At 43.9% G+C, this 11961-nt stretch carries 14 protein-coding genes; 10 read left to right on the plus strand and 4 right to left on the minus strand.

What is annotated here, in order from left to right; all coding sequences use genetic code 11:
* The first annotated feature begins 40 nt into the window (after positions 1-40).
* The 8 genes from LZG74_RS09520 (at position 41) to LZG74_RS09550 (ending at position 5657) form a co-directional block, all read left to right on the plus strand.
* Positions 41-622, plus strand: coding sequence for a Crp/Fnr family transcriptional regulator (locus tag LZG74_RS09520; protein ID WP_233796306.1), 582 nt, complete (start codon positions 41-43; stop codon positions 620-622).
* A gap of 117 nt (positions 623-739) precedes the next feature.
* Positions 740-1222, plus strand: a complete 483-nt coding sequence (locus LZG74_RS09525; RefSeq protein WP_233796307.1) for an NADPH-dependent F420 reductase — start codon at positions 740-742, stop codon at positions 1220-1222.
* 136 nt (positions 1223-1358) lie between these two features.
* Positions 1359-2192, plus strand: a complete 834-nt coding sequence (gene ygiD / locus LZG74_RS09530) for a 4,5-DOPA dioxygenase extradiol (RefSeq protein WP_233796308.1) — start codon at positions 1359-1361, stop codon at positions 2190-2192.
* A 226-nt stretch (positions 2193-2418) separates the two neighbouring features.
* Positions 2419-3165, plus strand: a complete 747-nt coding sequence (locus tag LZG74_RS09535) for an efflux RND transporter periplasmic adaptor subunit (RefSeq protein ID WP_233796309.1) — start codon at positions 2419-2421, stop codon at positions 3163-3165.
* A gap of 7 nt (positions 3166-3172) precedes the next feature.
* A complete protein-coding gene (locus tag LZG74_RS26500; protein WP_409014455.1) occupies positions 3173-3382 on the plus strand; it encodes a TolC family protein in 210 nt (69 codons plus the stop codon).
* 41 nt (positions 3383-3423) lie between these two features.
* The gene (locus tag LZG74_RS09540; protein WP_233796310.1) at positions 3424-3999 is read left to right on the plus strand and encodes a DUF417 family protein; all 576 of its coding nucleotides are present in this window, start codon (positions 3424-3426) and stop codon (positions 3997-3999) included.
* 87 nt (positions 4000-4086) lie between these two features.
* Entirely contained in the window at positions 4087-4272 is a 186-nt protein-coding gene (locus LZG74_RS09545) for a hypothetical protein (RefSeq protein WP_233796311.1), read from the plus strand.
* Complete coding sequence (locus tag LZG74_RS09550) at positions 4272-5657, plus strand: hypothetical protein (RefSeq protein WP_233796312.1); 1386 nt, start codon at positions 4272-4274, stop codon at positions 5655-5657. The genes LZG74_RS09545 and LZG74_RS09550 overlap by 1 nt, the downstream gene beginning before the upstream one ends.
* Before the next feature lie 65 nt (positions 5658-5722).
* On the opposite strand, the gene LZG74_RS26505 is transcribed toward LZG74_RS09550, so the two are convergent.
* From LZG74_RS26505 to LZG74_RS09560, 3 genes are all read right to left on the minus strand, one after another.
* Complete coding sequence (locus LZG74_RS26505; protein WP_409014450.1) at positions 5723-6391, minus strand: DUF2490 domain-containing protein; 669 nt, start codon at positions 6389-6391, stop codon at positions 5723-5725.
* On the minus strand, positions 6391-6981 hold the full coding sequence (locus LZG74_RS09555; protein ID WP_233796313.1) for a hypothetical protein: 591 nt from the start codon (positions 6979-6981) through the stop codon (positions 6391-6393). Before LZG74_RS09555 ends, LZG74_RS26505 begins: the two co-directional genes overlap by 1 nt.
* A 175-nt stretch (positions 6982-7156) precedes the next feature.
* The gene (locus LZG74_RS09560) at positions 7157-7717 is read right to left on the minus strand and encodes an NADPH-dependent FMN reductase (protein WP_255699077.1); all 561 of its coding nucleotides are present in this window, start codon (positions 7715-7717) and stop codon (positions 7157-7159) included.
* Positions 7718-8207: 490 nt separating this feature from the next.
* On the opposite strand from LZG74_RS09560, the gene LZG74_RS09565 reads away from it, so the two are divergent.
* Both LZG74_RS09565 and LZG74_RS09570 read left to right on the plus strand, forming a co-directional pair.
* Positions 8208-10757: a cation-translocating P-type ATPase gene (locus LZG74_RS09565; protein ID WP_233796314.1), complete on the plus strand. Its 2550-nt coding sequence runs from the start codon at positions 8208-8210 to the stop codon at positions 10755-10757.
* Positions 10758-10910: 153 nt separating this feature from the next.
* Positions 10911-11216, plus strand: a complete 306-nt coding sequence (locus LZG74_RS09570; protein ID WP_233796315.1) for a phosphoribosylpyrophosphate synthetase — start codon at positions 10911-10913, stop codon at positions 11214-11216.
* A gap of 104 nt (positions 11217-11320) precedes the next feature.
* On the opposite strand, the gene LZG74_RS09575 is transcribed toward LZG74_RS09570, so the two are convergent.
* Positions 11321-11961, minus strand: a 641-nt coding sequence (locus LZG74_RS09575; RefSeq protein WP_233796316.1) for a M20/M25/M40 family metallo-hydrolase, incomplete at its 5' end; no start/stop codon positions are given.

Below are 11961 nucleotides of genomic sequence, written 5' to 3' on the forward strand. Positions count from 1 at the left end.
CTTGCATATTAACTAATTGTTTGTCCAAATCGGATAGGTTATGTATGAGGTGTTTTTCAGCAAATTCAACGAGAAGGTACAGCTGAGCGAATCAGAAGAGTATGCGGTGAAACAATTTCTGACCCCGAAAAAACTGCGGAAGCGTCAATACCTGCTACAGGAAGGAGATATCTGCAAGACTGTAGCATTTATAGAAAAGGGAGCCATGCGCAGTTACATTGTGGATTCTGATGGACAAGAGCACATTTTTTCGTTTGCGCTGGAAGGTTGGGCGATCGGCGATCTATCCAGTTTCCTTACTGAGCAGATCTCAACACAGAATATAGATGCGCTGGAAGACTGCGAGCTAGTTTTGATCAGTAAGTCTGCACACGACCAGATGCTGATTTCGGTGCCGAAGTACGCAACATTTTTCAGGATATTGATGACCGAGGCCTACATTGCACTCCAGAAAAGAACGCTGAGCATTATCAGTATGTCTCTGGATGATCGATATAAATCTTTTATTGACCAATATCCTGACATTGTCCAGCGTGTCCCCCAGCATATGATTGCCTCTCACATGGGACTTTCCCCCGAAACATTGAGCAGGATCCGAAGCAGGATCGGCAAAAGTCAATAGCTTCCCTTTGCTTTCCCCTGATGGTTTATCTTGACTAAAATCAATGGAATTTCTTGATCAGACTCATCGTCCCATGCAGGCTCATTGAGGTAATTTTGTGTATCAAAATGAGACAAAATGAACACGAAACAGACCATTGCGATCATAGGTGCCACCGGGAATGTGGGCACCTTCATTTCTAAAAGCCTGTCAAAGGGTAACTATCGCTTATTGCTGCTAGGTAACCAGCCAGATAAACTGGAAGCTTTATATGAGGAGATTAGAAACGCGAGTCCTGAGGCTGATATCGAAATTTACGGATGTCCGACAGAGGCATCCTGGGAGGCCGACATCATTATCCTGGCCGTTCCTTATGGATCTCAACAGGAAATTGCGGAGAAAATCCGTGAAGTTGCCAATCAGAAAATGGTCATAAGCATTGCTAACCCGCTAAACGAACCCTATGACAGTTTGGTGACCGTCTCTGGTACGAGTGCCGCAGAAGAGCTGCAAAAATTGCTGCCCAATTCGAAAGTTGTTAAAGCCTTCAATATCGTATTTCCGGCTGCCTTTGCCAAGCCTATCCTTGTAGGCAAGAAGGCTGATTCATTCATTTCCTGAAATGATCAAGAGGATTTGCAAACTGTGGGTGAGCTTTTCGAAACTGCTGCTTTAAACCCATCACCAGGCAGAAATATCATCAGCAATGATCAAAAGAAAGCAATTCATAAAAACTGCCTTTACAGGCGCAATAAATATGACAACATTAACAGCATTCAAACATTTTACAAATGAGCTTCCAGACCAGCAGCGATCGATGCCGGTCCTGTTTATAGGCCACGGCTCACCGATGAACGGCATTGAAGACACTGCGTTTAGCAGAAGGTGGGCACAAATGGCCAAAGAAATCCCTACGCCAGCTGCCGTGCTGGTGGTATCGGCGCACTGGTTTACCAATGGCACCAAGATCACAGCAATGGATTTTCCTGAAACAATCCATGATTTTGGTGGATTTCCGCCGGCACTTTTTGCCGTACAATATCCTGCGCCGGGCAATCCAGCATTAGCCAAAGAAACTGCGGGAATCATTCGTTCCGCAAAAGTGGAGCTTAATCATGACTGGGGACTTGACCACGGCACGTGGACGGTGGTAAGGCATATGTATCCGGAGGCCAAAATTCCAGTGCTTCAACTGAGCATTGATTACACCAAAGGGCCTCAATTCCATTATGATCTGGCACGGGAACTAATGGCGCTACGAAAAAAGGGAGTACTGATCATTGGCAGCGGAAATATGGTGCACAATCTGAGAATGGTAGCCTGGGACAAGCTTAGCGTGCAGGGTTATGGATATGACTGGGCGTTGCAAATCAATGAGCAATTCAAAGACCTGATCCTGGAAAATGATCACAAGCCACTGATCAATTACAGTCAGTTGGGAAGGGAGGCCGCACTGGCCATACCAACACCGGAGCATTACCTTCCTCTGATGTATACATTGGGCTTAAAGGCGGGAAAGGAACCTGTTTCCTTTTTCAACGACCAGGCCGTTGGCGGTTCGCTGACGATGACGTCTGTTAGAATTGGGTAGTCGTAGGAGTGACAAAATTTAATTAAATTCTTGCCGGCATCAGACTTTTCTAAAAATTCTATACATTGAGATAACATTCACCTAATCCTTGCATGGTTATGAATTATAGCTTCAACCAGTATCCGTGCAACAGGCTCCCCAGTTCACCTCCCCTGTTAATCTGCAATCCCTAAGTTTATTATCTGCAATCATCTGTTCATGATCGAGTTTCCAAAATTCCATTCCTATGAATCAAAGGATACAGCTCTCACTAACTGGTTTGTCATTAACGTTCGTCCTTTTCTTGTCCTGTCAGGACAAAAAGCAGGACAGTGGGAATGTGGCGGAGCAAATCAAGGACTATCCGGTCCTGACGATTACACAAAGAACGATCACATTAAATAGCGAATTCCCGGCAACCATCGAAGGGCAGCAGGATATTGAGATCCGTCCGAAAATAGATGGATTTATAGAAAAAATTTTCGTTGATGAAGGCGCTACTGTGAAAAGCGGGCAAGCGCTGTTTAAAATCAATGCCCCTCAATACGAGCAGGAAGTACGGACTGCACAGGCAAATATTAAAATCGCAGAAGCAGACGTCAATGCCGCGCAAATGGGTGTCAATAAGGTGAAGCCATTGGTCGAAAAGAACATTATCAGTAAATACGAGCTTGAATCTGCGCAGTTTACCTTGCAAGCAAAACAAGCGGCGCTCGCACAGGCTTTCGCTGCGCTTTCCAATGCGCGCACTAATTTGGGCTACACCACCATTGCAAGCCCTGCAAATGGCATTGTTGGCTTAATTCCTTATAAAATTGGCGCCCTTGTTAATAGTAATACACCCGAACCATTAACCACAGTTTCGAACATTGGGAACATTTACGCCTATTTTTCGATCAATGAAAAACAGGTTTTGGCATTCTCCAAAAACACGAAGGGCAATACAACTAAAGCCCGGATCGTGACAATGCCATCTGTCTCCCTGGTTTTATAAAATTGCGATCCGCAGCTATCAGTTGGAAGCATTGCAGAAATCGGTAAGCTATTCAGGCGAGCTGCTTCAAAACGGTTTTGCCAATTACAACGAGGTCATTACGGCCCGCCAAAGCTTGTTGCAAGCGGAGCTTGGAAGCATTAATGACCAATTGCAACGGTTGCAATCAGTGGTTAACTTATACAGGTCGTTGGGAGGAGGTTGGGCTAGTCCCTGATATTGTTTGGTTAATGGCTCTATAATCTTAAAATTGAAACAATGATAAATAAACTATTATCCTATGCGGCCGGGTTACAAGCCACCGGCATTAATGCTGCCCGATGGGGCATTGTGATTGTAATGTTATGGATTGGCGGTTTGAAAGCTTTTCAATATGAAGCTGCCGGCATCGTGCCGTTTGTAGCCAATAGTCCATTTATGAACTTCTTTTATAAATACGATGCGCCAGAATATAAGCAGCATATGAATAAGGAAGGTGAATTAAAGCCCGAAAATGTCGCATGGCATCAAGCCAACCATACTTATATTTTTTCTTATGGGTTGGGCACAGTAATTATTTTGATTGGGTTTCTGGTAGCGCTGTACCCGGTATTTCCCGCAGTCTCAGCATTTGGAAGTTTTCTTGTTATCATGATGTCAATTGTCACATTGTCATTTCTGATTACCACACCTGAAACCTGGGTGCCATCACTTGGTGACGCCGAGTATGGGTTCCCTTATCTGAGTGCAGCAGGGCGACTTGTGATTAAAGATATCATCATGCTTGGTGCAGGGATTGCTACGATGGCCCAGGCCGCCAGAAAGTATTTGACCGCACAGCAAACGAGCGGGTAGTAAGGCAGTTTTTCATTTAATGTTGTTCTTCAATACAAATCAACTAAACTAGATAATGTAATGAACAAGTTGCTCAACCTAGTAGTTATGACAGCATTTATTGTCTCTGCCTGCAACACTTCTGAACAGTCGGATCAAGGAAAGGATAGCACGCTCATCAGCCTTTCACCTAAAACGATGAAACAGATAGCAGTGGTAGATGAACGTTATCAGTCTTATAATGTGGAAACAGTGGAGGTAGCAGGCGGGCAGTTCTGGAAACCTTATCACTGATGGACAGCTTGCCTGACCTGGCTGCAAATTCAACTTACGACGTCTCACAAACCAATGATCAGCTGTACCGACAATTGAAACCCATTGATCTCACAGACAAAAGGTTGCTAATCCTGGCTAAAGGGTTAGCCGCTGCTTATGTGCGGATGAGCGGCACATGGACAAATGGTATTTATTTTCAGGACGACGACAAACCTAAAATGGCGAAAGCACCTACCGGGTTTGTCAATGTGCTGTCCAAGAAGGAATTTGGAGGGTTACTAGATTTCATAAAAGCAACCGATTCTAAACTGGTTACATCGTTTGCAGTATCCAATGGCGTACGGGATGCGCAAGGGGTATGGACCCCGGTGCAAGCACAAAAACTGGCAGACTTTGCCAAGAGTGTTGGCGGCCAGATTGCAGCGGCCGAGCTGTTTAATGAACCAACAATGCCGACGGCTGGCGGTGAAATCAGTAAGTCGTATAATGCGGAAAACTTCGCCAAGGACATGGCTGCTTTTAATGCGTGGGCCGAAAAGGCAGTTCCCGATATGCTGGTGCTAGGGCCCGGTTCAGTAGGCGAAGGGTCGCCCAACGTTTCTCTTCAGGGGATGGGGATGAGTATTTTGCCAACTGAGGATATGTTAGCTGCTAAACCCAATCCCAAATTCGATGTTTTCTCCTATCATTATTACGGAGCGGCTTCCATGCGCATGATGCGCAGTGGCCCTTTTTCAGTAAAAGCTGAAAATGCGCTGGACGCAGGTTGGTTGCTGAAAACAGATACGGTCGCACACTATTATGCGGGTTTAAGGGATAAGTACAACCCTGGCATTCCTTTGTGGATAACAGAAACGGCGCAGGCTGCGGGTGGAGGCGACCCATTCTCAGCGACTTTCCTTGACACTTTCCGCTACCTGTACAAAATGGGATCCTTGGCCAAGAAAGGGGTTAAGGTTATCATGCATAATACCCTTGTTGCCAGCGAGTACAGTCTGATCGACCAGGATACACATTTGCCCAAACCAAATTACTGGGCAGCGTATCTGTGGGCCAAACTTATTGGCACCCAGGTTTACGAAGCAGGGCAGGGGACAAAGGGCGTTTATGTTTTTACTCACAACATGAAAGGGAGCAAGGCAGGTGTAACGCTGCTGGTAATCAATACAAATAAGAAAGCAGCTCCAATCCGTATCGATATAGACTCCGAGCACTATTTGCTGACTTCCTCTCAATTGGAAGGACAAACCATACAGCTTAACGGGACGGATCTGAAACTCGAAGACAATGGTGAGTTGCCAGTTTTAAAGGGCAAGCCAGTAAAGAGTGGTGAGCTGACGCTTCCGGCAACCAGCATTAGCTTTTTTGCGATACCAGATGCTGGTATGACGGGACCGAAATAAGGATTCGAATAGCATTGGATTTATTGTTGCAAATGATTTGGATCCTATCGCAGGTAAATAATCATTCATATACTAATGAACCATCCAAGCGTTACCCAGAATTGCTGGGCTATGCTATTTTTTCTTAGCTCATTTACCCGATAGTCCACCCCAAACTCTATTTTATTGTTGGCGGTAGCAGTATATCCGAGGGTAGGTAAGATGCCGATCTCAAAGTCGGATTCACCACGTGACAAGGTACCAAGAAAGTCATTGTTGACCTTTGCATAAAATTCCTTCGGATCGATGTATTGACCGTTAAGCGGTTTCTGTATCCCGATCCTATAGTTTATCCGAAAGCTACTAAGTCCATGGTTGGTAAAAGTTTCGTCGGCCAAGACCCGGTGTGCTACACTGAACCATTCAAACTTCCTCACATTATTAAATTGCTGAATGATCCGGTGATAATACGTATTTTCTTCTAACCTTATCATATAACCACCCCCAATGGTATTATTAACAGACAGTTTGGTAGTAAGCAGCAAGGTCAAATCGGTTCGCTCATATTGAAATCTATGGCTAGGAGACTTGTCAATTTCTTTCTGCGATAGGATTTGACGAGACTCCAATTTTGTATTAAACTTTAAACTTTTGCCAACCTTAAAGTTTAGGTTAATTTGATTAGTTGTTCCCGCCCGATATGTTTGGCATAATGCTGTACAGGATAATAAACAAAAGAAGATAAGTCTGCACATCAGTAAATAAGATTATCGTCATTTGCTAATGCTATTTCCATAGTGCTTTCAATCCTTCCGGTACTATCAAATAGCACTTCAAAATACGCTTCCACGTTTTCTGTCTGCCCCCTGACGACTATCTCATATTTAACTATAATCCCTTCAAGCGGCATGTTAGCGAGAACAGCGCGTTCCAGGCTATTCTCGCTACCAACCCATTGCAGTTGTGTTTTAATGATTTTTTGACGCTTAAATGTAGCATTGAGGTTATCTTTTATTTTTGAACGGATATTTTTTTCCAAATCACGAATGTTAATGAGGATTTCGATATCTTGTATTTGTCCGGATTCATCAAACTCGATACTGTAATGTTTTCCCGAATGCTTCAGTTTCGCTTCGATAGACTTAATGGTATCGCTTTCCTCCATATACCAATGAACTTTGGAGTTGTTAAAAAGACGGGACACAAATAAAGTGGCGCTGTCCGGAACGGAATCAGCTTTGACAGTGTATTCCCGTTCATATTTTTTCTGACCCAGACAGGGCGTGCAGTGAATTGCTACGAGCAGAAAAAAGAAAGGACACAAGAAATGTTTGTTTGCAATCACGGTTTTCAATTTTGCTATCCATAAATTCAGTGAGATCAAGCTTGATTTAACTGGTATTAAGGAATAGAAAAATGTATAATTCGTATTTATTCTAAAGGCGGTACCGGTCCATGTGGAAATTGAGCCATAAAAGCTACAGCCATCCGTACGGAGGCTAAAAAACTGCGATTTCCTTCTAATTCTTCGTGGCATGCGTGGTAACCCATTGCTCAAAGGCTACCATAAAATCAGTCAGAAAGCTCTTTGTAGAATCATTGATGAGATTTCCGCTTTCATCAAATAACCCTGTTGCTTCAGCTATATATGCTTCGGGCTGTGCCATGGTGGGTACATTAACAAAAACAAGTGACTGGCGTAAATGATGGTTAGCACCGAAACCACTAATATTTCCAATAGAAACGCTTACTACCGCTCCCGGTTTTCCATTCCAGGAATTTTGCCCATATGGACGCGAGCCTACATCAATAGCATTTTTTAAAACAGCAGGTACCGAACGGTTATATTCTGGCGTAAGAAATAAAAGGCCATCGGCAGACCTGATTTGCCGCCGAAATTCTTCCCATTCGTTTGGCGGTGTTGCTTCCAGGTCCTCATTAAACATTGGAAGATTTGAAATATTTAATATTTCAAGACTGAGAGATTCCGGCGCAAGGGAAATTAGGGCGTTCGCAGTTTTTAAATTGTAGGATTCTTTGCGAAGGCTTCCCACGATAACTGCAATGTTAAAATTTTTCATTATTTGATTTGCTAAAGGTATGACGTATGATTAAGTAAAACGCAGACGATGAAGCAGGCAGTGAAACGCGCAGTTTATTGAATCGCACCGAGCAGCCGGAGAGTTAAATCCTGTTGCACACCGAGTGATTGAATAGCTATAAAACCATTCATAGGAATTAGCAGATATTTTCATCAATTTATAGAAATTTCCGTATTTTTTGCTTTAAGTCAGATTATATTTTAGAATGAACTGCACAAAGGTATCATAGGGGAATAGTCGTGGGCGTAGCGAAAAATAGTATTGATACTATTTTTCCAACCTCCCATAATGCTGGGTGCTTTTATAACTAACATAATCTGTAAATGATAACACATACCGCAAATAGAGGAGAGGCATCAGTAGCCGCCCAACGCGAAAGTAGATAGTACTTATTGTTCGTAGGCTGCGGTTGATTTTTCTTTGGGTGTATAATGTATCAGTACTAACGCATATTTAATTGCTTACCATCATGCAGACTTTTTTCCAGCTTAGTGTAGCAGACGTCATAAGTTCTCTAAAGAGTTCCGCTTCGGGTTTAAAAAGTGATACAGTTGTAAACCTTCGAAATGAATTTGGGGAGAATGTATTGCAGGAGGCCAAACGAAAAAGTAAACTGTCCATCCTTATTAGTCAGTTTAAGGATGTTATGATTTTGATACTGATTGTCGCTGCCGCCATTTCATTTATGGTTGGCGAGCATACAGATGCATACGTTATTCTGGCCATCATTCTCGGTAATGCCTGGATGGGTTACTCGCAGGAATATAATGCAGAGCAATCAGTAAAGATGTTACAGAAAATGTCGGCACAGTTTGCGATCGTGATCCGCGACAATAACCCTTTAAAAATTGAAGCAAGTCAATTAGTCCCTGGTGATTTAATTATACTGGAAGCCGGTGATATTGTCCCTGCCGATGCAAGGCTTATCCAAGTGAGTTCTCTTAAAACGGACGAAGCATCGCTTACCGGCGAAAGCCATTCAATAGAAAAAATAACCGAGCCAATAAAAGAAGGGGACATTGTGCCTGGTGACCAGCTAAATATGGTTTTCAAAGGAACGGTTGTGAGTAATGGTTCGGCCCAGGCGGTCGTCACTGCCATTGGTATGAATACCGAAATCGGTAAAATTGCAGGTATGATGGAGGCAAGTTCTCAAAAAACGCCCCTCCAAAAAAGGCTAGCTGTTTTTAGTAAGCAACTGGCGGTTATTGTTCTAGTGATTTGCCTAACCGTTTTTGGTCTTGGCTTGCTACGTGGCGAGCCGCCATTTGCCATGTTTCTTACCGCATTGTCGCTGGCTGTTGCTGCGTTGCCAGAGGCATTGCCTGCCGTCATAACTATTGCGCTTGCCCAGGGGGCCCGCCGAATGGTGAGCCAAAATGCATTGATGAGGAAATTGCCGGCGGTTGAAACGTTAGGGTCAGTCACCTATATATGCAGCGATAAAACCGGGACGCTTACCCAAAACATCATGACGGTAGAAAGTATCCTTGCGGTAGAGGGAAAGGAAGAACTTTTGGGCTATGCAATGATGCTCAATAATGATGTGCGATTTTCCGCAGACAAAGAACTGTTGGGCGATTCCACAGAAACAGCATTGGTAAATTATGCCATAGATAAGGGCAAAACAAAAGAAGAAGCAGATCAAAAATTCCCGCTGTTGGAGAAGCTGCCATTCGATTCAGAGCGCATGCGGATGGGCACCTTACATAAATATGGGGACAAATGGATTTTGTTTGTAAAAGGTGCCCCAATAAAAATGCTGGAATCGGTATCTGAAAAATACAAAAATCAGACTGACGGATGGCTCGCGCAAAACCGTAAGTGGGCGGCAGATGGCCTTCGGGTTCTATTTTTTGCTTACAAAATTTTTGAAAAAGATCCTGGCAGGATAACCTCAGATGAAGAGAATGAACTTGAATTTTTGGGGATGGCAGCCATGATTGATCCGCCCCGCGAAGAAGTCATAGAAGCCATTAAAGAATGTAAATCCGCGGGTATCAAAACTGTAATGATAACCGGCGACCAGCCACTTACTGCCACAGCCATCGCCCAACGCCTGGGGATGATTGAAGAAGGGTCCCAAGAGGTCAGGGCAGGCTCGGATTTAGAGAAGCTGACGGAAGAAGAATTTAAGAGTGTGACGAAACACGTTGCTGTATATGCACGTGTGTCGCCAGAGCAGAAATTAAATATTGTAAAAGCTTTACAGAACAACGGTGAGTTTGTTGCCATGACTGGCGATGGCGTAAATGATGCACCATCCTTAAAGCAGTCAGATATCGGGATTGCAATGGGGATAACTGGCACTGATGTATCGAAGGAAGCATCTGATATGATTCTGTTGGATGATAATTTTGCCACCATTGTGAAAGCCGTTCGGGAAGGCAGGCGTATTTACGAGAATATCAAAAAGTTTATTGTTTATGTGCTTTCGTGTAACCTGGGTGAGATCCTGGTAATCTTCTTTGCCCCAATTATTGGGTTTGCTATTCCACTGCTCCCCATACACATTCTCTGGATAAATCTGGTGACGGATGGCTTGCCCGGGATTGCGCTAGTGGCAGAACCAGCCGAAAAGGATATTATGAACCGCCCCCCCCGTCCACCTAAGGAAAATTTATTTGCAGGCGGTTTAGTTCTTCGTATCGTACTCATAGGAATCATTATGACGTTTGCTGCACTCTTCATTCAGTGGTGGTGCGTTAGTGAAAATTACGATGTAATGACACAACAGACCGCAGTATTTACAACTCTATGTTTTGTGCAACTGGGTAATGCGCTTTCAGTGCGCTCCACATATCATTCAATATTTTCCAGGGATATATTTGCTAACCGGGGGATGTGGGGAGCAATAATCCTTACCATAATGCTTCAAATGCTGATTGTGTATGTGCCGTTTTTGGATACCGTTTTTAAAACAACACCATTAAGCTGGCATATTATGCTAATAGTGATAATTACAACTGTTGTTTGTATTATCTTAATTGAGTTGGTTAAGCTTATGAATAAGAAATAACATCCCTACGATACCATATTGCCTGACGTCCACACAAGAGTAGAAGAGCGTTTCAAAAGCTTTTAGCGACGGCATAATAAATAATTATTAAGCACTAATACTTGTCTTAGATTACAAGAATCAAAATCCTTTTACTATTATATCTCAAGAACTATGGAGCCATATGTAACGCTAACTGAAAGTTTGAATGAGTTGCGCAACCAAGGATATTCGGAGGACTTCAACCTTCGACAAAACTGCCTTGAGTGCCGTAACGGGCAGTTCAAAATATTTACCGATGACTTTAAAGTGGATAAATTCATTCGGTTTGAAGGGGACAGTAACCCCTCGGATGCAGCCGTACTATATGCGATATCATCCGATGTTCATCAAATAAAAGGTGTGCTGGTAAACGGCTATGGTATTTACAGCGAATCAATAACGGACGAAATGCTGCGTAAGCTAGATATACGAAGCTAAACAGACAATTCGCTGTTGTCAAGCTCGGCCTGTGCAGCAGCATGTCAAAAGGCCGGATAGTCTTTTCGCTGTCATTCAATTGTAAATTCGAAATTTGCCAGCTGTTAGTTGGGTGATCCGCTCATTAAGAAATTAACGGCCATTGCCGCCATTGCCCTTGTACCTACTACCAATGCTTTTTCATCGACAAAGAATTTGGGATTATGGTTTGGGGCAGCTTTGGCAGGTTCCTCACCATCGGGCGTAACACCAAGAAAAATATATAGACCCGGCACTTCTTTGGCGAAGTAAGAAAAATCCTCCGAGGCCCCCTGCAACGACCCGGGTACCACGCCCGCTTCGGCAGCGCGCTTCAGTACGGGCAGCATTTGGTTAGCCAGGGCATCATTGTTATCTGTGACATCATACATAGGCAAAATGTCCACCTGCGCCTTCGCATAGGTTCCTTCCGCAATGTGCTCAGCAGCCTGCTTAATATCAGCATGGAGTTGCTTGCGTGCCTCAGGGTCATATGAGCGGATGGTACCAACCATTTTTACAGTGTCCGGAATCACATTCTGGCTGGACCCGCCATGGATCATCCCCACTGAAACAACGGCTGGTGACTTTGTCAGGTCAGCGCGTCGACTAACAACGGATTGTAAGCCGGCTATTACGTATGCCGAGGCAACTACCGGGTCAACTGTATTCCATGGCATACCACCATGGCCCTGCTGCCCGCTGACAGTAATGTTCAGCACGTCGC

Origin of the sequence: Dyadobacter sp. CY327 (genome assembly GCF_021390415.1) — a bacterium.
GTDB lineage: Bacteria > Bacteroidota > Bacteroidia > Cytophagales > Spirosomataceae > Dyadobacter > Dyadobacter chenhuakuii.